Origin of the sequence: Nocardioides secundeburneus, assembly GCF_039939255.1 — a bacterium.
In the GTDB taxonomy this organism is placed as follows: Bacteria; Actinomycetota; Actinomycetes; order Propionibacteriales; family Nocardioidaceae; genus Nocardioides.
Map to the genome: position 1 here is coordinate 89,458 of NZ_JBDUUE010000009.1, position 25,431 is coordinate 114,888.

Consider the following 25,431-nt stretch of genomic DNA (forward strand, 5'->3'; position numbering starts at 1 on the left):
CGGTCCCACTGTGACGCGACGCCCACCCCCCCGCGGTGGAGGCGCGCCGGGTGTGCCGGGGCACCCTGGAGACATGTCCGCCGCCTCGCCGCACGTCTCCTCCTCGGGCCCCAGCCCCCGCACCTGGCTGGCCCCGCTCGGCTTCGGGCTCGCCGTCCTCGCCGCGGCCGGTCTCGGCGGCCTCGCGGCGTCGTCCGCCGGCTCGACCTACGCCGCGCTGGAGCAGCCGTCGTGGGCGCCGCCCAGCGGCGTGTTCGGCCCGGTCTGGACGGTGCTCTACGTGCTGATCGCCGTCGCCGCCTGGTTGACCTGGCGGGTCGTCGGCTGGGATCGCTCGCTCACCGCGTGGGCGGTCCAGCTCGTGCTCAACGCGGCCTGGACGCCGCTGTTCTTCGGCGCCGACCGCTACGGGCTCGCGCTCGTCGAGATCGTGGTGCTGCTGGGAGCCGTCGGCGTGACCATCGCGCTCTTCTGGACGCGCCGACGGGTCGCGGCGCTCCTGCTGGTGCCCTACCTGGCGTGGGTCGGCTTCGCCACCGCGCTCAATGCCGCGATCTGGTCGATGAACTGACGAGCGGATCTGGCGCCCCCGGCAGGACTCGAACCTGCAACCCGCGGATTAGAAGGCCGCTGCGCTATCCGTTGCGCCACGGGGGCAACGGCACGCCAGTCTAGGCGGACGGTCGCCCGGCTCCGACGCGACGTGGGTGACGCGCGCCGGGCCGGACGACGACCACACCGGTGTCAGCCGAGCTGGGCGACCCGCTCGCCCTGGAGCGTCGCGAGCTGGGGCGCGCTGTCGAGCACGGCCGGGTCGGCGGCGCCGAGCGTGTAGGTGCTGATCAGCGAGACGATGTCGCCGAGCAGCGCCACCTCGAAGCGGTAGGCGACCGGGAAGCTCTGCCCGCCGGCGGCGATGGTGCCGCTCATCGTGAAGCCGAGCTCGTCGTCGGCCCCGGTGACGCCCGCGCCGTCGTCGTAGGTGATGGCGAGGTCGACCTGGGTGCCGTCGTCGAGGGCGGTGGAGACCTCGGTGCACTGGCGCAGCTGGTCGGTGAAGTCGGCGAACGTGCCGGCGACGTCGGCGTCGGTGCCGTAGAAGTGCAGCTCACCGCTGACGCCGGCCTGCGCGGTCTGGCTCTCCTGCAGGAACTCCGTCTCGGCCTCGGCGACGTCGTCGACGCCGAGCGCGTCGCTGAACTTGCCGAGCGACTCGAAGCAGGTGCCGGCGAAGGTGTTGTTCTCCTCGTCGTCCTCCTCGTCGGCGGGCTGCTGCTCGAAACCGGGCGGGACCTCGCTGCTGGTGATCAGCGCGGCGGCCAGGTCGTCGTCGGACGGCCCGTCGGACGAACCTGCGTCGGCGTCGTCGGTCTCGTCGGCGTCGTCGGTCTCGTCGGGGGAGTCGGAGGGATCGGCCGACTGGGAGGAGCGGTCGTCGTCGGCGTCGTCGCTCGAGTCGGAGTCGTCGCTGCCGCAGGCGGCGAGGCTCAGCCCGAGGAGCAGGGCGGCGGAGGCGGCCGTCGTACGGCGGCCCAGGGCACGGGTGCGGAGGCGGGAGTTCACGCCTCGGAGGTTAGTCGGCGCTGCTTGCAGTGCCCTTGCGGGCGGCTAGCGGAGCCCGTCCATCCACGACTCGATCTCCTCGACCCCGCGGGGGAGCGCGGCGGAGAGGTTGCGGTGGCCGTCGCCGGTGATCAGGACGTCGTCCTCGATGCGGATGCCGGTGCCGCGCAGGCCCTCGGGCACGAGCAGGTCGTCGTCCTGGAAGTAGAGGCCGGGCTCGATGGTGAGCACCATGCCCGGCTCGAGGGTCGCCTCCTTGTAGTTCTCCGGGGCCGCCTGGCCGCAGTCGTGGACGTCGAGGCCGAGCATGTGGCTGGTGCCGTGCAGCGTCCAGCGGCTGTAGACCTTCGACGCGGGGTCGAGCGCCTGCTCGGCCGGCACCGGCAGCAGACCGAGGTCGTCGAGGCCGTGGGCGAGCACGGACATCGCCGCCTCGTGGATGCCGATGAACGGCTGCCCGGGCCGGGCGACGGCGAATCCGGCGTCCTGGGCATCGAGCACGAGCTGGTAGAGGTCGCGCTGCAGCGCGGTGAAGCGGCCGTCGACCGGCAGGGTGCGGGTGACGTCGGCGGTGTAGAGGTTGCGGCCCTCGACGCCCATGTCGAGCAGCACGAGCGTGCCCGGCGTGATCGGTCCGTCGTTGTCGATCCAGTGCAGCGTGGTGGCGTGGCTGCCGCCGCCGACGATGGAGTCGTAGCCGATGTCGTTGCCCATCGCGCGGGCGCGACGGAAGAAGGTGCCCTCGATCCACCGTTCGCCGTACTGCAGCACGCGGTCCCACTCGGCGACGGAGTCGGAGAACCCGAGGGTGGTGATGTCGCACGCCTCCTGCAGCTGGTCGACCTCCCAGTCGTCCTTGACGAGGCGCATCTCGGAGATGACGCGCGCGAAGTCGTCGTCGGTGGTGCGGTCGCCGGCCACCTGGCGGTCGACGCCGAGCGAGACGCCGCGGTGCACCCGGGTCTTGCGCGAGCCCGACAGCGCGTCGCTCAGCCGGTCGACGTGGCGTACCGGCAGGCCGAGGCGGTCGGACAGCTCGTCGAGCGAGGGCCGCTTGCCCACCCACAGCTGGCCGTAGTCGCGGTCGCGGAAGAACTCGTCGGTGTCGCGGCCCGAGCGGGGGCGGGCGTAGAGCACGGCCTCGCCGTCGTCGATGACGAGCGTGGCGTCGCTGGTCTGGTTGCCGCAGAAGTAGGCGTGCGCGGTGTCGACGCGGAACCGGTAGTGGGTGTCGTAGGAGCGCACCTTCGGCTCGCCGCCCGGCAGCACGAGCCGCTCGCCCGGGAACAGCGCGGCCAGCCGGGCCCGGCGGGCCGCGGTCAGGTCGGCGACGTCGGCGCGCGGGACGGCGGTCGGGGCGTCGTCCCACCCGTCGCGCATGAACGCCGAGTAGGCCGCCGGGACGGCGGGGTCGTGGCCCTCGACCTTGAGCCCCGTGGAGGGCGTCTGGACCTCGGCGGGCACGGTCTCGTCGGTCACCTTCTCAGTCACGTTTGCCACCTTACGCCCGCGCTCTCGCCGCGATCGATCGCGATCGGGACGGTGACGCCACGAGCGGCAGCCCGCTGCAGATAGGCTCTGGACATGTCCGGACGGCGCCTCGACAGCCTCACGTTCACGGTCGTCGTGACCGTGACGGTGGTCGTCGGCGCCCTCGTCATGCTGGCCGTCCTCGCGCTCGCGGGAGCACCGCGCGTGACATTCGTCGCCACGCTGCTCGCGGCCGTGCCCGTGGTGCCGCTCGTGGTCGCCTACCTCTGGCTCGACCGCTACGAGCCCGAACCGACCGGGCTGCTCGTCCACGCCCTGCTGTGGGGCGCCTTCGCGGCCACGGCGATGGCGATCGTCGTCGGCGGGCTCGGCGGCATCTTCGTGCCGGTCACCGGGCACGTCTCGCTCGCCATCGTCGCTCCCGTCACCGAGGAGGCGGCCAAGGGCCTGTTCCTCCTGCTCCTGCTCTGGTGGCGCCGCCACGAGCTCGACGGCGTGCTCGACGGCATCGTCTACGCCGGCCTGCTCGGCATCGGGTTCGCGTTCACCGAGAACATCCTCTACCTCTCGGCCGCCTACAACGGCACCGACGGCATGGGGCCCGGCGGCGTCGAGGGCATCACCACCACGTTCCTCGTGCGCTGCGTCTTCAGCCCGTTCGCCCACCCCTTGTTCACCACCGGCATCGGCATCGGCATCGGCATCGCGGTCGCCTCCCGCAGTCGCTGGGTGCGCATGCTCGCCCCCGTGGCCGGATACGCCCTCGCCGTGATCGCCCACGGCATCTGGAACGCCTCCACCATCTTCGGCACCGGTGGCTTCGCCGTCGTCTACGCCGTGCTCATGCTGCCCGCCGTCGGCGCGGTCACCGCCCTCGCCCTGTGGGCGCGCCGCGCCGAGGCCACCATGCTCACCGCCTCGCTGCAGGACGCCGCCCGCCGCGGCATGATCCCGGCCACCGACATCGGCTGGGTCGTCGACCTGCGCTCGCGGCGCGCGGCCCGGGCGCACGCCGAGCGCACCGGCGGCAAGGCGGCCGCCCGCGCCGTCGCCGACTACCAGCAGGCCCTCATCGAGCTCGGGTTCCTCCACCACCGGCTCCTGCGCGGCACCGCACCCGACGACTGGCAGGCGCGCGGCGCCGCCCACGTCGAGCGCATCCGCCAGGCCCGGCCCCACGTCGCCTTCCCCGGACAGGTGGTCCCCACCGCATGAGCCACGCACCCCCCTCCTCGCCGCAGCCGACGTCGAGCAGCTCGTCCGGCACCGCTGCCGACGGCCGGATGGTCACCGCCCTCGTGCGGCTGCGCCAGGCCCTCGTCGACGCCGAGCTCCCGCTCGACCTGCCCGGCACCACCGAGCTGCGCGAGCAGCGCTCGGCGGTCGTCGACCAGCTCGAGGACTACGTCATCCCGCGCCTGATGACGCTCGAGGCGCCGCTGCTCGCCGTCGTCGGCGGCTCCACCGGCGCCGGCAAGTCGACCTTGGTCAACTCGCTCGTCGGCGAGCGGGTCACGACGTCCGGCGTGCTGCGCCCGACCACGCGCTCGCCCGTCCTCGTCCACCACCCCGACGACGCCCACTGGTTCGGCCAGGACCGGCTGCTGCCCGACCTCGTGCGGGTCGCGCACACCACCGACGACCCCGACTCGCTGCAGCTCGTGGCGTCGTCCGCGATCCCGCCGGGCCTGGCGGTGCTCGACGCCCCCGACGTCGACTCGGTCGAGGAGCGCAACCGGGTGCTCGCCGCCCAGCTGCTCGCCGCGGCCGACCTGTGGCTGTTCGTCACCTCCGCGGCGCGCTACGCCGACCAGGTGCCGTGGGGCTTCCTCAAGCAGGCCGCCGAGCGGTCCACGGCCGTCGCGATCATCCTCGACCGCACCGCCGACGAGGCCATCCAGACCGTCTCCACCCACCTGGCGCGCATGCTGGCCAGCCGCGGCCTGCGTGACTCGCCGCTGTTCGTCGTCACCGAGGGCGTCATCGGCGACGACGGGCTGCTGCCGGCCCACCACGTCGCCGAGGTGCGGGCCTGGCTCGAGACCCTCGCCGACGACGTCGACGCGCGCACCGCCGTCGTCCGCCAGACCCTCGACGGCGCCGTCCGCACGATCACCCGGCAGGCCTACCCGGTCGCCGACGCGTGCGCCGAGCAGACCGAGATCGCGCTGCGGCTCAAGGCCGACGTCGACCGGGCCTACGACCGTGCGATCGCCGACGTCGTCACGGCCACCGCCGACGGCACGCTCCTGCGCGGTGAGGTGCTCGCCCGTTGGCAGGAGTTCGTCGGCACCGGCGAGCTGCTGCGCTCGCTCGAGACCCGCGTCGGCGGCCTGCGCGACCGGCTCGTCAACGCGATCAAGGGCAAGCCGCAGCAGGCCGAGCGGGTCACCGTCGCGGTCGAGTCCGGCCTCGAGACGCTCGTGCTCGAGCACGCCGAGGCAGCCGCCGAGCGGGCCCACGACGCGTGGCGCCAGCAGCCGGCCGGCGTCGGGCTGCTGGCCGGGGCGCCGGGCGACCTGGGCCGCGCCTCACGCGACCTGCGCCGCCGCACCGAGCGGATGATCCGCGAGTGGCAGGACGACGTCCTCGACATGATCCGCAGCGAGGGGGCCGACAAGCGCACCACCGCCCGGTTCCTGGCGTTCGGCGTCAACGGGCTCTCGGTGGCGCTGATGATCGTGGTGTTCTCGCACACCGCGGGCGTCACGGGCGCCGAGGCCGGCATCGCCGGTGGCTCCGCGGTGCTCGGCCAGAAGCTCCTCGAGGCCGTGTTCGGCGACCAGGCGGTGCGCACGATGACCGAGCGGGCCCGCCGCTCGCTCGAGCAACGCATCACCGCCGTCCTCGTCGTCGAGCGCGCCCGCTATCTTTCCCGGGTCGACGGGCTCGCGCTGCGTCCGACCGCCGCCGAGGGGCTGCGCGAGGCGGCGCGCCGCGTCGACGACCTGCGCTACCAGGCCGGCAAGGCCAAGCCCGGCACCGCCGAGGTCGCAGGCAACGACGCCCCCAACGCCGGAGACGACACCCCATGACCGCCCTCCTCGAAGGCGCCCGCAAGCTCATCACGCGCGGCACCGACCTCGGCGCCCGCATCGAGGCCCTCGAGGCCGCTGCGGCGGCCGCCCGCGGCCGCGTCGACGACGCCGCCGTCGACGAGGCCGAGACGATCTCGAGCCGTGCCGCCGCGCGCCTGCGCCTCTCGGCCGACCACACCGTCGTCGCGATCGCCGGCGCCACCGGCTCGGGCAAGTCGTCGACCTTCAACGCCCTGACCGGCCTCGACCTGTCCTCCACCGGCGTGCGCCGTCCGACCACGTCGTGGGCCACGGCGTGCGTGTGGGGCAAGACCGGCGCCGAGGAGGTCCTGGAGTGGCTCGGGATCCCGCCGCGGCACCAGACCATGCGCGACTCGCTGCTCGACTCCGCGAACGACTCCTCGACCGCCGGCCGTGCCGACCGCGAGCTCGACGGAGTCGTGCTCATGGACCTTCCCGACCACGACTCCACCGAGGTCAGCCACCACCTCGAGGTCGACCGGCTCGTCGTCCTGGCCGACCTGCTCGTGTGGGTGCTCGACCCGCAGAAGTACGCCGACGCCGCGATCCACGACCGCTACCTGGCCCCCCTCGCCACGCACGCCGGGGTGATGGTGGTGGTGCTCAACCACATCGACACCGTCGCGCCCGAGCGTCGCCAGGCGATGGTCGACGACGTGCGCCGGCTGCTCGACCTCGACGGCCTGCAGTCGGTGCCGGTGTTTCCCATCAGCGCGCGCGAGGACATCGGCGTCGACGACCTGCGCGGCGAGATCGCGAAGCGGGTCGCGGCCAAGCGACTCACCCGCGAGCGCCTCGACGCCGACCTGCGGGCGGCGGCCGGAGCGCTCGACGAGGCCACCGGCTCGGGCAAGACGCGCGAGCTCTCGGCCCAGCGGGTCGAGCAGCTCGAGAGCGCGCTGGCCGACGCCGCCGGGGTGCCCGTCGTCGTCGACGCCGTCGAGCGCTCCACGCGGCTCCGGGCCGGCCGGGCGACCACCTGGCCCGTCGTGTCGTTCGTCTCCCGCCTGCGACCCGACCCGCTCGAGCGGCTCGGGCTCGACCTCGGCGCCGCCGGCGAGGCGCTGGCCGGCACGGCGGGCAACCGGCGTCCGAAGCTGCCCGAGACGACGCCGGTGCAGCGCGCCCGCGTCGACACCGAGGTCCGTGCGCTCGCCGACGACGCCTCCGCCGGCCTCGCACCGGCCTGGGTCGAGTCGGTGCGCCGTGCCTCCACCTCGCGCCTGATCGAGGTCGCCGACCGCATCGACCGGTCCCTGGCCGCCACCGACCTCGGGGTCGAGCGGCTGCCCGTGTGGGCCGGCGTCGTCCGGCTGCTGCAGTGGGTGCTGATCCTGGCCGCGCTCGGCGGCGGCATCTGGACGGCGCTGCTCGTCGTCGGGGGCAACCTGTCCGAGGAGGCGCCGCAGGTCGCCGGGATGCCGCTGCCGCTGCTCCTGCTGGTCGGTGGCATCGTGCTGGGGGTGCTGCTGGCGCTGGTGTGCCGCGCCCTCGTCGCGAGCACCGCGCGGTCGCGGGCCGCAGCCGCCGACGACAAGCTGCGCGACGCCGTCCACCAGGTCACGCAGGAGCTGGTGGTCGCGCCGGTCACCGCCGAGCTGGCGGCCTACACGACCGTGCGCAGCAACCTCGCGACCGTGCTGAAGTAGCCCCTTCGGTGGTGCGCGTGAGCGCGGCCCACAGGCTGTGAAAACGTCCCGGAACCGTCCACAGGCGACGATTCCGCGGAGTTGTCCACAGCACGTGCCGGTCTGTTGACCGGGTGTCGGTGGTGGCGTCTTGGCTCGGTCCAGAGCTCGCACCGGGCGAGCCACGACCGAGGAGACGCACGATGTACAACGAGACGATGGTGACCCTGCAGGGCTACGTGGGCGGCGACCTGACGGTGCGGCAGGCGGGCGGCGCGACCGTGGCCAACTTCCGCCTGGCCTGCACCCCGCGCCGGCGGGCGAAGGACGGCGACGGCTGGGTCGACGGCCCCACCCAGTGGTACTCCGTCTCCGCCTGGCGGTGGCTGGCCGAGCACTGCGCCGTGTCGCTCCACCGCGGCGACGCCGTCCTCGTCCACGGCCGCCTCGACCACCGCACCTACGTCAACAAGGGCGGCGTCGAGGTGCTCGACCTGTGCGTCGAGGCGACCGTCGTCGGGCACGACCTGAGCCGGGGCACGTCGTCCTTCCAGCGCGCGCAGGCCCCGGCCGCCGCGCCGGCCCAGCAGGCCGAGGCGTCCGCGGCGTGAGCAGCAGAGGGCGGGCGCGGCCCCCGCCCTCACGCCCGGCAGGGCGGGGCGTCTAGGCTCGCTGACCATGGCGGACTATGTCTTCACGCTGCGCAACGTGCGCAAGGCCCACGGTGACAAGGTCGTCCTCGACAACGTCACGCTCTCCTTCCTCCACGGCGCCAAGATCGGCGTCGTCGGTCCCAACGGCACCGGCAAGTCGTCCCTGCTGCGCATCATGGCCGGGCTCGACCACGCCAACAACGGCGACGCGATCCTCGACCCCGACGCCACGGTGGGCATGCTCCAGCAGGAGCCGCCGCTCACCGAGGGCAAGACGGTCCTGGAGAACGTCGAGGAGGCCGTCGGCGACATCAAGGCGAAGATGAAGCGCCTCGAGGACGCCTACATGGAGATGGGCGACCCCGACGCCGACCAGGACGCGCTCATGCAGGAGACCGGCGACCTGCAGACCGAGCTCGACAACGCCAACGCCTGGGACATCGACAGCCGGCTCGAGCAGGCGATGGACGCGCTGCGCTGCCCGCCGTCCGACGCCATCGTCGACCACCTCTCCGGTGGTGAGCGTCGTCGCGTCGCGCTGTGCAAGCTGCTCCTGCAGCAGCCGAGCCTGCTGCTGCTCGACGAGCCCACCAACCACCTCGACGCCGAGTCGGTGCAGTGGCTCGAGGGCCACCTCGCCTCCTACCCGGGCGCCGTCCTGGCCATCACCCACGATCGCTACTTCCTCGACAACGTCGCCGAGTGGATCCTCGAGCTCGACCGCGGCAAGACGCACCCCTACGAGGGCAACTACTCCACCTACCTCGAGACCAAGAAGGACCGGCTCAAGATCGAGGGGCAGAAGGACGCCAAGCGCGCCAAGATGCTCGAGAAGGAGCTGGAGTGGGTGCGCTCCAACGCCAAGGCCCGCCAGACCAAGAGCAAGTCCCGTCTCGCGCGCTACGAGGAGATGGCGGCCGAGGCCGACCGCATGCGCAAGATCGACACCTCCGAGATCAACATCCCGGCGGGTCCGCGCCTCGGCGACGTCGTGCTCGAGGCCGAGCACCTCGGCAAGGGGTTCGAGGGTCGCACCCTCATCGACGACCTCAGCTTCACGCTGCCGCGGGCCGGCATCGTCGGCGTGATCGGTCCCAACGGCGTCGGCAAGACCACGTTGTTCCGGATGATCACCGGCTCCGAAGACCCCGACAAGGGCTCGCTCACCGTCGGGCAGACGGTCAAGCTGTCCTACGTCGACCAGAGCCGCGGCGGCATCGACCCGCAGAAGAACGTCTGGGAGGTCGTCTCCGACGGGCTCGACTTCATCAAGGTCGCCAACTTCGAGATGAACTCGCGCGCCTACGTCGCCTCGTTCGGCTTCAAGGGCCCCGACCAGCAGAAGAAGGCCGGCGTCCTGTCCGGCGGTGAGCGCAACCGGCTCAACCTGGCGCTCACCTTGAAGATGGGCGGCAACCTGCTGCTGCTCGACGAGCCCACCAACGACCTCGACGTCGAGACGCTGAGCTCGCTCGAGGACGCCCTGCTCGACTTCCCGGGCTGCGCGGTCGTCACCTCGCACGACCGGTGGTTCCTCGACCGCGTGGCCACCCACATCCTCGCGTGGGAGGGCACCGAGGAGGACCCCGCCAGCTGGTACTGGTTCGAGGGCAACTTCGCCGCCTACGAGGAGAACAAGATCGCTCGCCTCGGCATCGAGGCCGCCCGGCCGCACCGGGTCACCCACCGTCGCCTCACCCGCGACTGACCTGCCCGGCCTGCCCGGCTACGTCGACGGCGTGACGACCTCGCCGTCGACGTAGCGGCGCACCTCGATGCCCTCGAGGGTGTACTCGACGTAGGCCGTCTCGCTGTACTCGTTGCTGGCGTAGGCGCTCAGCGTCGCGGCGTCCTCGCCGGGGATGCCCGTCATCGGCCCGTCGATGATCACGTACCACGACGTCGCGTCCTCGACGAGGGGCCTCACCTCGGCCACGGCCCGCGTCACGAGGGCGGGGTCGACGTCGGCGAGGTCGACCCGGGTGTAGCTCGAGGTGCCCTTGCCGCCGAACTCGTCGAGGTCGCCGTCCCAGTGCATCGAGCGGTAGCGCTGCGAGTCACCGTCGACGGGCACGTCGAGCGAGGCGTACTCGGGGTAGACGACCGCACGGAAGACCTCGGTGCCGCCGGAGGCCGCCTCGACGTCGGCGCGCAGGTCGTCGAGTCCCTCGGCCGACAACGCATCCGGTGGGGCGACGGCGTCTCGGACCTCGGCGACGACGACCGCGCCGACGGTCCCGACGGCGGCCACCACCGCGACCGCGCCGATCGCCAACCCGATGGCCGTCCCGGTGCGCGACGTCGCCCGCTTGGTCGGCCGCGGCGTGGGCTCGGGCGTGGTGGCGCCGGGCCGGTAGCGCTGCCACTGCTGGTCGCCGCTCACGGCGACAACCTAGGGCGCGCGACCGACCCCGGGCAGGCCCGGAACGACTAGATCGCGCAGCGTGGCCTACCGCATCTCGCGGTCGGGGTGGCCGGCGATCAGGTGGTCCGAGACGGCGTTCATCACGCGGCCGAGCGCGGCGAAGTCGTCGGGTGAGACGAGGTCGACGAGGTGGTCGCGCACGCCGTCGACGTGGGTGGGCGCGACGTTCTCGAGGAGGAGCTGGCCCTTGTCGGTCATGACGGCGACGATGCCGCGCCCGTCGTCCTGCGAGATCTCGCGCACCACGAGGCCGGCGTCCTCCATGCGCTTGATCGTGTGCGTGACGCGGCTGCGGCTGTGGGCGAGCGAGTCGGCCAGCTGCGCCATGCGCATCCGGCCCTCGCGCTCGGAGAGCCGGACCAGGATCTCGTACTCGACGAGCGAGATGCCGTGGCGACGTCGCAGGTCGTCGTCGAGCCGGTCGAACAGGAGGGTCGAGCCGAGCACGAGCGCGCGCCAGGCGACCTGCTGGTCCTCGTCGAGCCACCGGGGCTCGGGACGGGTCGGGAATCGGGCTGCCACCCGCCCACCCTAGGTGCGAGGAGCGCGGGCGACAGCGTCGACCGACGATGGTCGAGGTGCGAGGAGCGCTAGCGACGAGCCTCGAGACCTGTCACAGCCGCTCGATGATGAGGGCCATGCCCTGCCCGCCGCCGACGCACATGGTGATGAGCCCGGTGGTCTTGTCGTGCCAGTCGAGCGAGTTGAGCATCGTGTTCTGCAGGCGCGCACCGGTCATGCCGAACGGGTGGCCGACGGCGATGGCGCCGCCGTTGACGTTGAGCCGGTCGAGGTCGATGCCGAGGTCCTGGTAGGACGGCACGACCTGGGCGGCGAACGCCTCGTTGATCTCGACGAGGTCGATGTCGCCGATGCTCATGCCGGCGTGGGCGAGGGCGCGCCGCGTGGCCTCGACGGGGCCGAGGCCCATGATCTCGGGGGACAGACCGGAGACGCCGGTGGAGACGATGCGCGCGAGCGGCTTCAGGCCGAGCTCGGCGGCCTTCGTGTCCGACATCAGGACGACGGCCGCGGCGCCGTCGTTGAGCGGGCAGCAGTTGCCGGCGGTGACGACGCCGTCAGGGCGGAAGACGGGCTGCAGCTGCGAGGCGGCCTCGATGGTGACGCCGGCCCGCGGGCCGTCGTCGGCGGTGACGACGGTGCCGTCGGGCGTGGTGACCGGGGTGATCTCGCGGGCCCAGAAGCCGTCGGCGATCGCCTTCTCGGCGAGGTTCTGGGAGCGGACGCCGAACTCGTCGAGCTCTCGGCGCGACAGCCCGCGCAGGCGCGCGACGTTCTCGGCGGTCTGGCCCATGGCGATGTAGACGTCGGGGAGCAGACCGTCCTCGCGCGGGTCGTGCCAGTCCTGGCCGCCCTCGGCGTAGGAGGCGGTGCGCGCCTCGCCGTCGGCGAAGAGCGGGTTCTTCGTGTCGGGCCAGTGGTCGGAGGTGCCCTTGGCGAAGCGGGAGACCATCTCGACGCCGGCCGAGATGATGACGTCGGCCTCGCCGGCCTTGATGGCGTGGAAGCCCATGCGGGTGGTCTGCACCGACGACGCGCAGTAGCGGGTGATCGTCGCGCCGGGGACGTCGTCCATGCCGTTGAGCACGTTGACGACGCGGCCCATGTTGTTGCCCGACTCACCGCCCGGCAGGCCGCAGCCGAGGTAGAGGTCGTCGACGGTGTGCGGGTCGAGCGCCGGGATCTTCTCGAGCGCGGTCCTGACGATCGTGGCGGTCAGGTCGTCGGGACGCAGGTCCTTGAGCGAGCCCTTGTTGGCGCGACCGATCGGGGACCGGGCGGCGGAGACGATGACTGCTTCGGGCATGCGGGTGGCTCCGGTTCTGGACGGGGACGGGTCGGGCGGGCGTGTGACGTACTCCTCGCAGACTAGAACAGGTACTACGGCCGGAGACTGCCAGGATCATGGCGTGCGTCACGTCTACCGCTGCCCGCTGCGCTGGGCCGACCTCGACCTCCAGGGCCACGTGAACAACGTGGTCTACGTCGACTACCTGCAGGAGGCACGCGTCGACCTCATGCGCGCCGTCGGCCTCAGCCGGACGGCACACGGCGACCCGGGCCAGGACATGGCCGACGGCGTCGTCGTCGTCCGCCACGAGGTCACCTACCTCGCGCCGCTGACCCTGCGGTTCCGCCCCGTGAGCATCGAGTGCTGGATCACCGAGGTGCGTGCGGCGTCGTTCACCATGGCCTACGAGGTCTTCCACGACACCGAGGACGGCGGTCGCGAGGTCTACGTGCGGGCCACGACGGTGCTGTCGCCGTTCGTGTTCGCGGCCGAGCGTCCGCGCCGGCTGACGCCGCGCGAGCAGGAGGCGCTGGCGCCCTACCTCGAGCCGGCGGCGGGGGAGCGGACGCCGCGCATCGCCTCCGTCGACCGCGACGGCGCACACCACTTCGACCTGCACGTGCGGTTCTCCGACGTCGACCTCTACCGCCACGTGAACAACGTCAAGTACTTCGAGTACTTCCAGGAGGCGCGGATCCGGATGATCGCCGAGGCCACCCGCGACACCGGCGTCACCATGCCGCAGATCGTCGTCGCCCAGACCGACGTCGACTACCGCCGCCCGATCCTCCTGCGCCCCGAGGCTTACGTCGTGCGGAGCCGCGTCGCGCGGCTCGGCACGCGCTCGATGACCATCGAGGCCGAGATCGCCGACGGCGACGAGGCCCTGTCGCGCTCCCGGGTCACCGTCGTCTTCTGGGACGGCGCCGCCCAGCGCTCCACCGAGCCGCCGGCCGCCCTGCGCGACGTCCTGCTCGGGTAGCTGCAACCGCCCCGGCCGGTACCGCCCGGAGGCGCCCCGACCACAGCAACAACGGACCACAGGGCGCGCGCGATCGCAAGACGCCATCAAGAGTCGAACGTGTTCACCATGAACTGGGCGGCGTGGGTGACGTAGTCCCAGAACTTCGCGTCGTGCTCGGGCGCGAGCTCGACGGAGTCGAGGGCGTCGCGGAAGTGCCGCAGCCAGTGCTCCTTGGCCTCCGGGTTGACCGCGAACGGCGCGTGCCGCATGCGCAGGCGCGGGTGGCCGCGCTGCTCGGAGTAGGTCGTCGGGCCGCCCCAGTACTGCACGAGGAACAGCAGGAACCGCTCCTCGGCCGGTGCGAGGTCGGCCTCGGGGTACATCGGTCGGAGCACCTCGTCGGCGGCGACGCCCTCGTAGAAGCGGTGGACGATGCGCTGCATCGTCTCGAACCCGCCGATCTGCTCGTAGAACGTCGTCTCCACGTCGCCCATTCTCTCAAGGCGCATGTCAGGCCGAGGTGTCGGCGTCCGGGGCCGGCTCGTGGCGGTTCCACACGACGCGCTGCGGGTACGGGATCTCGATGCCCTCGTGGTCGAAGCGCGCCTTGATGCGCTGGCGCATCTCGCGCGCGACGGCCCACTGCTCGCCGGGCGTGGTCTTGAGGACGACGCGCACGGTCACACCGTCGACGGCGAGGTCCTGCACGCCCCAGACCGAGGGCTCCTCGATGACCTGGCTCTTGAAGTCCTCGTCCTCCCACAGGTCGTGGGCGACCTCGCCGAGCACGCGCTTCACGCGGGTGAGGTCCTCGCTGTAGGCGACGCTGATGTCGAGCACGGTGCGCGCCCAGTTCTGGCTCTGGTTGCCGACCCGCATGATCTGGCCGTTGGGGACGTACCAGACCGTGCCGTTGACGTCGCGCACGCGGGTGATGCGCAGGGTGACGGCCTCGACGGTGCCGATGGCCTCGCCGAGGTCGACCTGGTCGCCGACGCCGTACTGGTCCTCGATGATCATGAACACCCCGGACAGGAAGTCCTTGACCAGCGACTGGGCGCCGAAGCCGAGAGCCAGGCCGACGATGCCGGCGCTGGCGATGATCGGGGCGATGTCGACGCCGATCTCGCTCAGCATCATCGTGCCGAACACGGCCGTGATGAGGCCGGTCACGATGCTCTTGAAGAGGCTCGCCATCGCCTCGGCGCGCTGGCGGCGACGCTCGGTGGCGACGAGGTTGACCCGGTCGGGCAGCACGCCCCGGGCCGCGCGGTGGGCCACGCGGGTGATCGCCTTGTGCGCCACCCAGCGGATGACGAACGCGAGCGCGAACAGCCCGATGAGGGCGATCGGCTTGCCGATGAGCACGTCGGAGTAGTCGGCGAGCGTCTCGTCGCCCGTGCGGTCCCACACGAAGTTGCAGATCGTCTCGCCGGCCTCGCAGGGGTTGCCGACCGTGCTCGCCGTCCCGCTGTCGGCGGGGGTCTCGGACGAGGCGAGGAGAGCAACAGGCATGCCTGCATGCATAACAGGTACGCCGTCGTCGATCGAACCGAGCGCGACGATAGGCTGTGCCCCGTGACTGGGACTGGGACCCTTGCCGCTGGCCGCCGTGTACTGACCGTCGTCGGCGCGACCGCCGCCGTGCTGGCGGGGTCGACGCTGCTCGCGCGGCCGGCCTCGGCCGCCGTGCCGCAGGGGTGGCCGGCCACCGACCAGGTCTCCGCCGGTTTCATCCTCGGCGTGATGATCGGCGGGCCGGTCCTGCTGTTCGCCGTGATCGCCCTCCTGGTCTACCTGCCGGGGATGATCCGCGGCGAGCGCGTCGGCCCCGGGGCCAACACCCCCGAGGACCAGTGGCTGGGCGGACGCCGCAGCGCGGGCGAGATCGAGCTCGGCACGGCCGACGGCGATGCGCCCGCGGAGGGTGGAGCCAGTGCCCGCTGGTGAATACCTGAGCCCGGCCGACCTGGCCGCGCTCGACGTCACGATCCGCAAGGCCGAGCAGCTGTGCCGCGCCGAGTTCTCCGTCTTCGTGGGCCGCGTGCAGGGCGACGACGCCCGCCGCTTCGCCCTCGGGCTGCACCGCATGCTCGTGCTGCCCGACCGCACCATCCTGGTCATGGTCGACCCCACGGCGCAGCGCGCCGAGGTGGTCACCGGCGAGCGGGTGCGCAGCCGGCTCAGCGACGCCCAGGCCCAGCACGCCCTCGAGCCCATGGTCGAGATCCTGCGGGGCGGCGACCTCGTCGGCGGGCTGACCCACGGCATCCAACAGCTGGCCGAGCACGCCAGGACGCAGTAGCACCGCGAGGAACGAGCGGGGCTACGTCGCGTCCGCAGGTCGAGCAAGCGACGCGGGTGAGGAACGGACCCGCGTCAGCGCCTCGAGACCACCGCCGCCAGGGCCGAACCCGGGCGACGGCGGTCTCGTGCAGACGATCAGCTAGCAGTGTCGGCCGCTTGCGCGGCCAGCGCCCGAGCCACCTCGGCACGCCCCTCACGCACGTAGCGCAACGCACCCGGGTTGGCTTCGGCCGAGGCGAGGTAGGCGTCGACGCGGTCGAGCGTGGCCTGCGTGGCCAGCACGGTCGGGAAGACGTACTGCAGCACGACGGCGGCCTTGTGCGCGCCGAGGCGCTCCCACACGTGCTCGACCTCGCCGAGGTAGCGCTCGAGGAAGGGCTCGAGGACGGCGTCCTGGCCGCTCACGTTGAAGGCGACGGCCACGCTGCGTGCGGTCTCGTTGGGCGTCTTCGGGTCGAGCACGGCCTGCTGCCAGGCGCGTTCCTTGGCCTCGGCGGTCGGCATCGCCGCGCGCGCGGCGGCCGCCCGCTCCTGCCCGGAGATGGTGTTGTCGTCGGCCAGCTCGGCGTCGATGCGGGCGTCGTCGGCCCGGCCGCGGGCCGCGAGCGCGCCGACGAGCGACCACCGCAGGTCGGTGTCGACGTCGAGTCCCTCGACCGTCTGCGAGCCGTCGAGCAGGGCCTCGAGGTCGGCGAGGGCCTCGTCGCTGCGGGCCGCGGCGGCGTAGCTGCGGGCGAAGGTGAGCTGCTGGTCGCTGCCGGGCTCGGCGGCGTCGAGCAGCGAGCGCAGGCCGCGCTCCCAGGTGTGGCGCAGCTCGTCGCGGCGGGCGGGGTCGGAGTAGAGGTTGACGGCGAGGGCCGCCGACGCCGGGATGCGGGTGACGCCCCAGGCGTCGGTCTCGTCGCCGATGTTGCCGAGCACGAGCGCGACGAAGTCGCGCGCCGGCAGCTCGGCGTCGCGGCACATGTCCCAGGCGGCGCCCCAGACCAGCGCGCGGGCGAGCGAGTCGTCGAGGCGCGACAGCCCGGCGATGACGGTGTCGAGCGAGCGCTGGTCGAGGCGGATCTTGGCGTAGGCGAGGTCGCCGTCGTTGAGCAGCAGCAGGTCGGGCTGGCGCTGCCCGACGGCCTCCTTGATCTCGGTCGTGGTGCCCTCGACGTCGACCTCGATGTAGTCGCGGCGCACCAGGCGGCCCTCGACCTCGTCGTAGAGCCCGATGCCGAGGCGGTGGCGACGCAGCGTCGGGTGGTCGGGGTGCGCGGTCTGGCGGACGACGAGCCGGCGGTAGGCGCCGTCGTCGTCGAGCTCGAACTCGGGGGCGAGCGTGTTGACGCCGGCGGTCTGCAACCACTCCTCGGCCCAGCTGGCGAGCTCGCGGCCCGAGGAGCGCTCGAGCGCGGCGAGCAGGTCGGTGAACTCGGTGTTGCCGTAGGCGTGGTCGGTGAAGTACTGCCGCAGGCCGGCGACGAAGGGCTCGAGGCCCACCCAGGCGACGAGCTGCTTGAGCACCGAGGCGCCCTTGGCGTAGGTGATCATGTCGAAGTTGACCTCGACCGCCTCGAGGTCGACGTTGTCGGCTGCGATCGGGTGCGTGCTCGGCAGCTGGTCGGCGCGGTATCCGGTCTGCTTGCGGGCGTTGGCGAAGCCGGTCCAGGCGTCGGTGAAGTCGGTGGCCTCGGCCTCGCACCAGTAGCAGGCCCACTCGGCGAACGACTCGTTGAGCCACAGGTCGTCCCACCACTTCATGGTCACGAGGTCGCCGAACCACATGTGCGCCATCTCGTGGGTGATGACCGAGCAGCGGAACTCGTAGAACGAGCGGGGCTGACGCGAGCGCGGTAGGTACTCGTCGCGGAGCGTCACGCACCCGGCGTTCTCCATCGCGCCCATGTTGTACTCGGGCACGAAGAGCTGGTCGTACTTCTCGAACGGGTAGGCCATCGCGAACTTCTCCTCGAAGAACGCGAAGCTCTGCGAGGTGATCTTCACCAGCTCGTCGCGGTCGAGGTGCTCGACGATCGACTGGCGGCAGTAGAGGCCGAGCGGGATGTCGTCGTAGGAGCCGCGGTAGGTGTCGAAGACCGCGTGGTACTCGCCGGCGACCACGGCCGTGACGTAGGTCGACATCGGCTTGGTCTCGGGGAAGTCCCAGCGGGCCGTGCCGGCCGCGACCGGCGTCGGCTCGGGCGTGGGGGCGTTGGACACGACGACCCAGTGCTCGGGCGCGGTGACGCGGAACGTGAACCGGCCCTTGAGGTCGGGCTGCTCGAACGTCGCGAAGACGCGGCGGGCGTCGGGCACCTCGAACTGCGAGTAGAGGTAGACCCGGTCGTCGGCCGGGTCGACGAAGCGGTGCAGGCCCTCGCCGGTGTGCGAGTAGGGCAGGTCGGCGCGGACGACGAGGGTGTTGTCGGCCTGGAGGTCGGGCAGCGGGATGCGGCTGTCGGCGTAGGAGGCGACGTCGAGGGCCGTGCCGTTGAGGGTGATCTCGTGGATGGTCGCGTCGACGAGGTCGACGAAGGTCGAGGCACCGGGCTCGCGGCAGGTGAACCGGAGCGTGGTGGTGGACGCGAAGGTCTCCTCGCCCGTGGTGAGGTCGAGGTCGACGGCATAGGTGGCGACCTCGACGAGGGAGGCGCGGGTAGCGGCCTCGTCGCGGGTCAGGTTGGTTCCGGGCATGGCGGTCATACTGGCACCCCGACGCCGGGCAGCCCCAGCCGCGTCGGTACGGGGCCACGCGTGTCGCCGTCGTCCGGCCCGCGAACGACACGCCTGTAGTTCGAAATGCGCAGAAATGTTGCTGCTGTGAATTATGGGGTTTGTGTTGCGAAACGCCACGGATGTGCTTGACAGTGGTCCCCGTGGTTGTCGCATCCCCCTCCGAACGCCCGACCTCCCGACCCCGCGTGCGCCAGCGCGTGGCGCGCTCGCTGACGCTGCTCCTGGCCGGAGCGACGCTCGTCGCGGTGCCCACGTCGGCGCCCGCGCCGTCCGAGGCCGCCTGGGTCTACCTGTGCAAGGGCTATGCCGGGTGCACCAAGGCCGGTTACAGCGACGCCGGCTACGGCGCGCGCAACCGCACGATGTACTGGCGCATGTACTCGGGTCACAACTGCACCAACTACGTGGCCTACCGGATGATCAAGAACGGCATGTCGACCAATCGGCCGTGGTCCGGCTCGGGCATGGCCTACAACTGGGGCCGCGCGATGTCGCGGGTGACCAACCAGACGCCGAAGGTCGGCGCGGTCGCCTGGTTCGACCGCGGCCAGGGCGGCGTCGGCTCGAGCGGGCACGTCGCCTACGTCGAGCGGGTCGTCTCGGCCAGCGAGATCGTCATCTCCGAGGACTCCTGGGGCGGTGACTTCAGCTGGCGCACCCTGCGCAAGGGCACCAACACCTGGCCCTCGGGCTTCATCCACTTCACCACGTCGTCGGCGCCCACGCCGCCGCCCCCGCCGACCCTGCCCGCCATCGCGGCGACGGCGCCGCCGACCGTCGTGGGCACGCCGCAGGTCGGCGTCCCGTTGCAGGGCACGGCCGCGACCTTCCGCCAGGCCGGTGTGACCCACCGCCTCCAGTGGCGGGTCAACGGCGTCGACGTGCCCGGTGCCACCGGCCTGACCTACACCCCTACCGCCAAGGACGTGGGCAAGACGGTCGTGCTGCGCGACATCGGCACCCGCGCCGGCTTCACCGACGGCGCCGCCTACTCCGCTCCCACGGCGGCCGTCGTGCCGGCCGCGTTCGCGCGGGTGGCCAAGCCGGCGGTCTCGGGATCGCCCGAGCTCGGGCAGGTGCTGACCGCCGTCGCCGGCAGCTGGCGCCCGGCTCCCGCCTCGGTGGTCTACCGCTGGCGCGCCGACGGCGTGTGGCTCGAGGGCCGCAACGGCCCCACGCTCACCGTCACCGCCGACCTGCGGGGCAAGCGCATCTCCGTGGTCGAGGTCGCACGTCGCCCCGGCTACCCGAGCATCGGCAACGCGTCGGCCGACACCGAGCCGGTCGTCGACGGCGCGGTCGAGCTCGCGACGCCCTTCCAGCCCGGCGGCACCGCCCGGGTCGGCTCCACCCTGGCCTTCACCCCCGGCACGTGGGCGCCGTCCGACGCCACCGCGAGCACGCAGTGGTACCGCGACGACGTCGCCGTTCCCGGGGCGACGGGGTCCACCTACGCCGTCACCCCCGCCGACGCCGGGCGCCGCATCACCGTCGGCGCCGTCGTCCGCCGTCCCCGGTTCAGGGACGCCGCCACCTCCGCCGACTTCGGCGTCGTCACCACGCCGTCGCGCATGGCCGCCCGGCCCGGCGGTCGCAAGGGCTACGCCGTGGTCGACGTCCGGATCGCCGCACCCGGCGTCGCGGCGCCGTCCGGCACCATCTGGGCACGCGTCAACGGCAAGGTCGCGCGCGGCACGGTGACCAACGGCGTCGCCAAGCTCAAGATCGCGAACCTCAGGGCCGGCACCAAGTCGATGTTCGTGCTCTACGCCGGCAACGGCGTCGTCGAGGAGGCGCGCCAGACCGTCAAGGTCATCGTCAAGCCGAAGCCGCGCAAGAAGCGGTAGGCCCGGTGCGTGCCGGTGTCCGGGGAAGGGATGTCGGCGCGCCGTGGTTGGGTGCTGACATGACCGCGATCAGCTCTGAGAAGACCAACGCCGACTTCTGGTTCGACCCCTTGTGCCCGTTCGCCTGGATCACCTCGCGATGGATCCTCGAGGTCGAGCAGGTCCGCGACATCAGCGTCACGTGGCACGTCATGAGCCTGGCCTACCTCAACCAGGACAAGGACATCCCCGACGATTACCGCGCCATCCTGAAGCCGGCCTGGGGTCCGGTGCGGGTGTGCATCGCCGCCGAGCGGAAGCACGGCCAAGAGGTGCTGCTGCCGCTCTACACCGCGCTGGGCAACCGCATCCACCTCGAGGGCCGCACGCTGCACGAGCAGCCCGACGCCGGGCGTGCGCTCATCTCCGAGGCGCTCGCCGAGGCCGGCCTCGAGCCCGAGCTGGTGGAGGCGATGGACGACGCCTCCTACGACGACGCCGTCGCCGAGAGCCACCACCGGGGCATGGACCAGGTCGGCGACGACGTCGGCACGCCCACCATCGCCTTCGAGGGTGCCGCCTTCTTCGGTCCCGTCCTGTCGAAGATCCCGCGCGGCGACGACGCCGGCCTGCTGTGGGACGGCTGCGTCGCGGTCGCCAAGGTGCCCTACTTCTACGAGCTGAAGCGCTCGCGCACGGGCGACCTCGACTTCTCCTAGGAGCTCGTGCCCCTCGACCAGCCTGCAAGCACTGGGGCGGGTGGGGCTGGTGTGACATGCTGGGTGGAATGCCGCTCTCGGGTCGACCATGGGGACGCCGGGCGGCCGCGCTGGTCGTGGTCGTCACCGGTGCGGGTCTGCTCGCCCCCGACGCCGGCCCGGTCGCGGCTCAGCCGGCTGCGGCGCGCGAGCCCGGCCCCGCCCGTCTCGCCGATGCCGGCGGCGGCCTGCGTGCCGCCGACGTGGCCCTGAGCGGCGCCGCCCGCACGGTCGAGGCCGTCGACGACTTCGCGATGGTCGGCCTCACGTGGCGCGGCACGCCTCGCGAGGTCCGCATCCGTACCCGGCACGACGGCCGCTGGTCGGGGTGGCGCGACCTCGAGCTGCTCCGCGACGGGCCCGACCGGAGCCCCCGGGGTGTGACCGGCACCGACCTGGCCTGGGTGGGTGAGGCCGACGCCGTCCGGGTCGACCTCGACGGACCCGCGCCGTCCGGGCTCACGCTCACGCTGCTCGACCCGACCGGCCTGCCGGCCGACGTCGCCGCCCGCGCCGTCGAACCGGCGGTGAGGACGGCAGCGCGTGGACTGAAGCCGCGACTGCGCAGCCGCGCGTCGTGGGGCGCGAACCCGCGGTGGCGCGAGATGCCGGCGCGCTACAACCACACGATCAAGCAGGTGCACGTGCACCACACGGTCAACAGCAACAGCTACTCCCGCGGCGACGTGCCGGGCCTGCTACGGGGCATCTACCGCTACCACACCCACAACCTCGGCTGGTCCGACATCGGCTACAACTTCCTCGTCGACCGCTTCGGGCGCACCTGGGTCGGCCGCGGCGGCGGCGCCCGCAAGCCCGTGCAGGGCGCCCACACCCTCGGCTTCAACGGCACCTCGACCGGGGTCGCGGTCATCGGCAACTTCGAGACGACGAGGCCGTCGAAGGCCGTGGTCGGGGCGCTCGCCCGCCTGTCGGGCTGGAAGCTGCACGGCTACCGTCGCGACCCGCAGGCCCGCATCAGGGTGACCTCCGCCGGCTCCGACCGCTTCGGTCGCGGACGCAAGGTCGTGCTGCCCGTCATCGACGGTCACCGCGACACCAACGAGACCGCCTGCCCCGGCGCCCTGCTCTACGAGCGCTTGCCCGACGTCCGGCGTCGCGCGGCCTCGTGGATCGCCCGCCACCGCTGAGGTCCGCACGCCGTAGGATCGGCGCGGTGTCCCCGAGGCTCACCGCGATCCACCGCTACCCCGTGAAGTCCTGCCGGGGCGAGTCGCTCGAGCAGGCCGTCGTCGAGCCGCAGGGTCTCGCCGGCGACCGCCGCTGGATGCTCGTCGACGGCGGGGGCCGGGCGGTGACCGCGCGCGAGGTCAACCGCCTCGTGCTCGTGCACCCCGAGATCACCGCGACCGGGCTGCGCCTGAGCGCCCCCGGCGTCGAGCCGCTCGACGTCGTCACCCCCGACCCGACCCGGCAGGTGCCGGTCGGGATGTGGTCGTCGTCGTTCACCGCCGCCCCGGCCGGCGCCGAGGCCGACGCCTGGTTCGGGGCCGCGCTCGACGTCGCCGACCTGCACCTCGTGCACCTCGACGACCCGGTGCGCCGTCCGACCAGCCCCGACTACGGCGACGCCGGCGACGTCGTCTCGATGGCCGACGGCTACCCGCTGCTGGTGACCACCGAGGACTCGCTGGCCGCGCTGAACGACGAGGTGCTCGCCGCCGCGCCGACCGGTCGCGAGCCGCTGCCGATGAGCCGGTTCCGGCCCAACGTGGTCGTGCGCGGCGTGCCGGCGTGGAGCGAGGACGACTGGCGCGTCGTGCGCATCGGCGACGCGGTGTTCCGCGCCGTCAAGGGGTGCGCGCGCTGCGTGCTCACCACCATCGATCCCGACACCGGCGAGCGCGAGAGGGAGCCGATCCGCTCGCTCGCCCGGGTGCACCGCTACGACGGCAAGACCTGGTTCGGCGTCAACCTGGTGCCCGACACCCCGGGCGTCACGATCCGCGTCGGCGACGACGTCGAGGTGCTCGACGCCGTCGAGCCCGGCTCGGGCCCGCTGCGGGTGCCCACGAACAATCCGGTGGCGAGCGCTCACTAGCCTGGGGGCATGACCCACGTCCTGTCCGCCGTCGCCTGGCCCTACGCCAACGGCCCGCGCCACATCGGCCACGTCGCTGGTTTCGGCGTGCCCTCCGACGTCTTCAGCCGCTACTCGCGCATGGCCGGACACGACGTGCTCATGGTCTCGGGCTCCGACGAGCACGGCACCCCGATCCTCATCGCCGCCGACGAGGCCGGCCTGTCGCCCCAGGCCCTCGCCGATCAGAACCACCGCCTGATCGCCGAGGACCTCGTCTCGCTCGGCCTCAGCTACGACCTCTACACGCGCACCACCACCCGCAACCACCACGCGGTCGTGCAGGAGCTGTTCCAGGGCGTCTACGACAACGGCTACTTCGTCGAGCAGACCACCAAGGGCGCGATCTCGCCGTCCACCGGCCGCACGCTGCCCGACCGCTACATCGAGGGCACGTGCCCGATCTGCAAGTCGCCCGGCGCGCGCGGCGACCAGTGCGACACCTGCGGCAACCAGCTCGACCCGGCCGACCTCATCGACCCCGTCTCGCGCATCAACGGCGAGACGCCGGAGTTCATCGAGACCCAGCACTTCTTCCTCGACCTGCCCGCGCTCGCCGAGGCGCTGGGGGAGTGGCTCGACGGCCGCGAGGCGACCGGTCTGTGGCGGCCCAACGTCATCCGGTTCAGCCAGAACATCCTCAAGGAGATCCGTCCGCGGGCCATGACGCGCGACATCGACTGGGGCATCGCCGTCCCGCTCGACGGCTGGCGTGACAACCCGACCAAGAAGCTCTACGTCTGGTTCGACGCCGTCATCGGCTACCTGTCGGCCTCCATCGAGTGGGCCCGCCGCACCGGCGACCCCGACGCCTGGCGCCGGTGGTGGAACTCGCCCGACGCGCTCTCGTACTACTTCATGGGCAAGGACAACATCACCTTCCACAGCCAGATCTGGCCGGCCGAGCTGCTCGCCTACAACGGTCGGGGCAGCAAGGGCGGCACCGAGCACGGCTACGGCGTGCTCAACCTGCCCACCGAGGTCGTCTCGTCGGAGTTCCTGACGATGGAGGGCAAGAAGTTCTCGTCGTCCAAGCGCGTCGTCATCTACGTGCGCGACCTGCTCGAGCGCTACCAGCCCGACGCGTTCCGCTACTTCGTCGCCGCCGCGGGCCCCGAGGCCCAGGACAGCGACTTCACCTGGGCCGAGTTCGTGCGCCGCACCAACGACGAGCTCGTCGCCGGGTGGGGCAACCTGGTCAACCGCACGGCCACCCTCATCGCCAAGAACTTCGGCGAGATCCCCGCCGCCGGGGTGCTCACCGACGACGACGAGGCCGTGCTCGCCGTCGCCGAGCAGGCCTTCGGCGTCGTCGGCGACCTCGTCGGGCGTCACCGCCAGAAGGCCGCGATCGGCGAGGCCATGCGCGCGGTCGGGGAGGTCAACAAGTACGTCTCCGACACCGAGCCCTGGAAGCTCAAGGGCGACGACCAGCGCGAGCGCCTCGGCACCGTGCTCCACGTCGTCGCGCAGTGCGTCGCCGACCTCAATCTCGTGCTCTCGCCGTTCCTGCCGTTCTCGGCCAACGCCGTCGACGCCGCGTTCGGCGGCGCCGGCGACGTCGCCCCGATGCCGCGCATCGAGGAGGCCGACGACCTCGACGGCGGCGCCGGCTACCCGATCATCACCGGCGACTACACCGCCGTGCCCCGGTGGGAGCGTCGTCCGATCGTGCCGGGCACCCCGGTCGAGAAGCCGACCCCGGTGTTCACCAAGCTCGACACCGCGCTCGTCGAGGAGGAGCTGGCTCGGCTGGAGGCGTGAGGCGAGTCCTGCTTGCTTGCCGTCTCGATGCTTCATGTGCGTGGTCGGGTTGGCCGCGCGCGGTAGCACGCCGCGTCTCGGCCTCAAGGACCAATCCCCACGGTGAGCCGTCACACGGTTTCGGGGATTGGTCCTTGACCCCGAGCCTCGTGCGGCGTGCTGGTCCGGCGCGTGCGGTGGCGCCTCCGCAAGCTCCGGCGCACCGCCCGCCACAGCGCGGCCCAGGGGAGGGAGTGCCGAATTCCGGCGGTTGCTGCACCAAGTGGTGGGTGATGGGTGAGAGGTTGCGGTTCATGCCTGGTACGAGGTTGACGTTGGAGCAGCGGCGAGTGATCGAGAGGGCGTATCGGGCAGGTCT

Annotated in this window: 22 protein-coding genes and 1 tRNA gene; 14 read left to right on the top strand and 9 right to left on the bottom strand. The window is 72.3% G+C overall.

The annotated features are described in order from the left end of the window. The first annotated feature begins 73 nt into the window (after window positions 1-73). Complete coding sequence (locus ABFT23_RS21905; protein ID WP_347899112.1) at window positions 74-571, top strand: TspO/MBR family protein; 498 nt, start codon at window positions 74-76, stop codon at window positions 569-571. A gap of 10 nt (window positions 572-581) precedes the next feature. On the opposite strand, the gene ABFT23_RS21910 is transcribed toward ABFT23_RS21905, so the two are convergent. From ABFT23_RS21910 to ABFT23_RS21920, 3 genes are all read right to left on the bottom strand, one after another. Further along, window positions 582-657 (bottom strand) — tRNA-Arg (locus ABFT23_RS21910). Between the two features lie 87 nt (window positions 658-744). Next, window positions 745-1,563: a hypothetical protein gene (locus tag ABFT23_RS21915; RefSeq protein ID WP_347899114.1), complete on the bottom strand. Its 819-nt coding sequence runs from the start codon at window positions 1,561-1,563 to the stop codon at window positions 745-747. A gap of 45 nt (window positions 1,564-1,608) precedes the next feature. Beyond that, window positions 1,609-3,054: an aminopeptidase P family protein gene (locus ABFT23_RS21920; RefSeq protein WP_347899116.1), complete on the bottom strand. Its 1,446-nt coding sequence runs from the start codon at window positions 3,052-3,054 to the stop codon at window positions 1,609-1,611. Window positions 3,055-3,147: 93 nt separating this feature from the next. Between ABFT23_RS21920 and ABFT23_RS21925 the strand changes: the two genes are divergently transcribed. From ABFT23_RS21925 to ettA, 5 genes are all read left to right on the top strand, one after another. After that, complete coding sequence (locus ABFT23_RS21925) at window positions 3,148-4,269, top strand: PrsW family intramembrane metalloprotease (protein ID WP_347899118.1); 1,122 nt, start codon at window positions 3,148-3,150, stop codon at window positions 4,267-4,269. Continuing rightward, the gene (locus tag ABFT23_RS21930) at window positions 4,266-6,089 is read left to right on the top strand and encodes a dynamin family protein (protein ID WP_347899120.1); all 1,824 of its coding nucleotides are present in this window, start codon (window positions 4,266-4,268) and stop codon (window positions 6,087-6,089) included. Before ABFT23_RS21925 ends, ABFT23_RS21930 begins: the two co-directional genes overlap by 4 nt. Then, entirely contained in the window at window positions 6,086-7,762 is a 1,677-nt protein-coding gene (locus ABFT23_RS21935; RefSeq protein ID WP_347899122.1) for a GTPase, read from the top strand. The genes ABFT23_RS21930 and ABFT23_RS21935 overlap by 4 nt, the downstream gene beginning before the upstream one ends. A 182-nt stretch (window positions 7,763-7,944) precedes the next feature. Next, window positions 7,945-8,352 carry a single-stranded DNA-binding protein gene (locus tag ABFT23_RS21940; RefSeq protein ID WP_347899124.1) on the top strand — a complete coding sequence of 136 codons (408 nt, stop codon included), beginning with the start codon at window positions 7,945-7,947 and terminating at the stop codon, window positions 8,350-8,352. A gap of 67 nt (window positions 8,353-8,419) precedes the next feature. Continuing rightward, window positions 8,420-10,102 carry an energy-dependent translational throttle protein EttA gene (ettA, locus tag ABFT23_RS21945; protein ID WP_347899126.1) on the top strand — a complete coding sequence of 561 codons (1,683 nt, stop codon included), beginning with the start codon at window positions 8,420-8,422 and terminating at the stop codon, window positions 10,100-10,102. An 18-nt stretch (window positions 10,103-10,120) separates the two neighbouring features. On the opposite strand, the gene ABFT23_RS21950 is transcribed toward ettA, so the two are convergent. From ABFT23_RS21950 to ABFT23_RS21960, 3 genes are all read right to left on the bottom strand, one after another. After that, a complete protein-coding gene (locus ABFT23_RS21950) occupies window positions 10,121-10,777 on the bottom strand; it encodes a hypothetical protein (protein ID WP_347899128.1) in 657 nt (218 codons plus the stop codon). Between the two features lie 66 nt (window positions 10,778-10,843). Then, entirely contained in the window at window positions 10,844-11,341 is a 498-nt protein-coding gene (locus tag ABFT23_RS21955; protein ID WP_347899129.1) for a MarR family winged helix-turn-helix transcriptional regulator, read from the bottom strand. A gap of 91 nt (window positions 11,342-11,432) precedes the next feature. After that, window positions 11,433-12,647: an acetyl-CoA C-acetyltransferase gene (locus ABFT23_RS21960; protein WP_347899131.1), complete on the bottom strand. Its 1,215-nt coding sequence runs from the start codon at window positions 12,645-12,647 to the stop codon at window positions 11,433-11,435. Between the two features lie 103 nt (window positions 12,648-12,750). Between ABFT23_RS21960 and ABFT23_RS21965 the strand changes: the two genes are divergently transcribed. Further along, the gene (locus ABFT23_RS21965) at window positions 12,751-13,614 is read left to right on the top strand and encodes an acyl-CoA thioesterase (RefSeq protein ID WP_347899133.1); all 864 of its coding nucleotides are present in this window, start codon (window positions 12,751-12,753) and stop codon (window positions 13,612-13,614) included. 86 nt (window positions 13,615-13,700) lie between these two features. Here the strand turns inward: ABFT23_RS21965 and ABFT23_RS21970 are convergent, their stop codons facing one another. Both ABFT23_RS21970 and ABFT23_RS21975 read right to left on the bottom strand, forming a co-directional pair. Then, a complete protein-coding gene (locus tag ABFT23_RS21970) occupies window positions 13,701-14,081 on the bottom strand; it encodes a globin (RefSeq protein ID WP_457623893.1) in 381 nt (126 codons plus the stop codon). A gap of 25 nt (window positions 14,082-14,106) precedes the next feature. Continuing rightward, on the bottom strand, window positions 14,107-15,111 hold the full coding sequence (locus ABFT23_RS21975) for a mechanosensitive ion channel family protein (protein ID WP_347899136.1): 1,005 nt from the start codon (window positions 15,109-15,111) through the stop codon (window positions 14,107-14,109). Window positions 15,112-15,174: 63 nt separating this feature from the next. Between ABFT23_RS21975 and ABFT23_RS21980 the strand changes: the two genes are divergently transcribed. Then, window positions 15,175-15,546: a hypothetical protein gene (locus tag ABFT23_RS21980; RefSeq protein WP_347899138.1), complete on the top strand. Its 372-nt coding sequence runs from the start codon at window positions 15,175-15,177 to the stop codon at window positions 15,544-15,546. After that, window positions 15,533-15,901 (top strand): DUF5130 family protein, encoded by a 369-nt coding sequence (locus ABFT23_RS21985; RefSeq protein WP_347899140.1) that lies wholly within the window; start codon window positions 15,533-15,535, stop codon window positions 15,899-15,901. The genes ABFT23_RS21980 and ABFT23_RS21985 overlap by 14 nt, the downstream gene beginning before the upstream one ends. 137 nt (window positions 15,902-16,038) lie before the next feature. Here ABFT23_RS21985 and pepN read toward each other — a convergent pair whose 3' ends face one another. Beyond that, a complete protein-coding gene (gene pepN / locus ABFT23_RS21990) occupies window positions 16,039-18,582 on the bottom strand; it encodes an aminopeptidase N (RefSeq protein ID WP_347899142.1) in 2,544 nt (847 codons plus the stop codon). A 227-nt stretch (window positions 18,583-18,809) separates the two neighbouring features. On the opposite strand from pepN, the gene ABFT23_RS21995 reads away from it, so the two are divergent. From ABFT23_RS21995 to metG, 5 genes are all read left to right on the top strand, one after another. Then, window positions 18,810-20,471, top strand: coding sequence for a CHAP domain-containing protein (locus tag ABFT23_RS21995; protein WP_347899144.1), 1,662 nt, complete (start codon window positions 18,810-18,812; stop codon window positions 20,469-20,471). A 59-nt stretch (window positions 20,472-20,530) separates the two neighbouring features. Continuing rightward, the gene (locus tag ABFT23_RS22000) at window positions 20,531-21,169 is read left to right on the top strand and encodes a mycothiol-dependent nitroreductase Rv2466c family protein (protein ID WP_347899146.1); all 639 of its coding nucleotides are present in this window, start codon (window positions 20,531-20,533) and stop codon (window positions 21,167-21,169) included. 68 nt (window positions 21,170-21,237) lie between these two features. Further along, window positions 21,238-22,359 (top strand): N-acetylmuramoyl-L-alanine amidase, encoded by a 1,122-nt coding sequence (locus tag ABFT23_RS22005; protein WP_347899148.1) that lies wholly within the window; start codon window positions 21,238-21,240, stop codon window positions 22,357-22,359. A gap of 26 nt (window positions 22,360-22,385) precedes the next feature. After that, window positions 22,386-23,270: an MOSC domain-containing protein gene (locus tag ABFT23_RS22010; RefSeq protein WP_347899150.1), complete on the top strand. Its 885-nt coding sequence runs from the start codon at window positions 22,386-22,388 to the stop codon at window positions 23,268-23,270. A 9-nt stretch (window positions 23,271-23,279) separates the two neighbouring features. Further along, window positions 23,280-25,073 (top strand): methionine--tRNA ligase, encoded by a 1,794-nt coding sequence (gene metG, locus ABFT23_RS22015; RefSeq protein ID WP_347899152.1) that lies wholly within the window; start codon window positions 23,280-23,282, stop codon window positions 25,071-25,073. Window positions 25,074-25,431: the final 358 nt, after the last annotated feature.

What these genes read in the sequence shown, in the direction of transcription:
- ettA (WP_347899126.1), top strand. Translation starts at nt 8,420, where the DNA reads ATGGCGGACTATGTCTTCACGCTGCGCAACGTGCGCAAGGCCCACGGT.
- ABFT23_RS21905 (WP_347899112.1), top strand. Translation starts at nt 74, where the DNA reads ATGTCCGCCGCCTCGCCGCACGTCTCCTCCTCGGGCCCCAGCCCCCGC.
- ABFT23_RS22000 (WP_347899146.1), top strand. Translation starts at nt 20,531, where the DNA reads ATGACCGCGATCAGCTCTGAGAAGACCAACGCCGACTTCTGGTTCGAC.
- ABFT23_RS21960 (WP_347899131.1), bottom strand. Translation starts at nt 12,647, where the DNA reads ATGCCCGAAGCAGTCATCGTCTCCGCCGCCCGGTCCCCGATCGGTCGC.
- ABFT23_RS22005 (WP_347899148.1), top strand. Translation starts at nt 21,238, where the DNA reads ATGCCGCTCTCGGGTCGACCATGGGGACGCCGGGCGGCCGCGCTGGTC.
- pepN (WP_347899142.1), bottom strand. Translation starts at nt 18,582, where the DNA reads ATGCCCGGAACCAACCTGACCCGCGACGAGGCCGCTACCCGCGCCTCC.
- ABFT23_RS21925 (WP_347899118.1), top strand. Translation starts at nt 3,148, where the DNA reads ATGTCCGGACGGCGCCTCGACAGCCTCACGTTCACGGTCGTCGTGACC.
- ABFT23_RS21930 (WP_347899120.1), top strand. Translation starts at nt 4,266, where the DNA reads ATGAGCCACGCACCCCCCTCCTCGCCGCAGCCGACGTCGAGCAGCTCG.
- ABFT23_RS21940 (WP_347899124.1), top strand. Translation starts at nt 7,945, where the DNA reads ATGTACAACGAGACGATGGTGACCCTGCAGGGCTACGTGGGCGGCGAC.
- ABFT23_RS21975 (WP_347899136.1), bottom strand. Translation starts at nt 15,111, where the DNA reads ATGCCTGTTGCTCTCCTCGCCTCGTCCGAGACCCCCGCCGACAGCGGG.
- ABFT23_RS21935 (WP_347899122.1), top strand. Translation starts at nt 6,086, where the DNA reads ATGACCGCCCTCCTCGAAGGCGCCCGCAAGCTCATCACGCGCGGCACC.
- metG (WP_347899152.1), top strand. Translation starts at nt 23,280, where the DNA reads ATGACCCACGTCCTGTCCGCCGTCGCCTGGCCCTACGCCAACGGCCCG.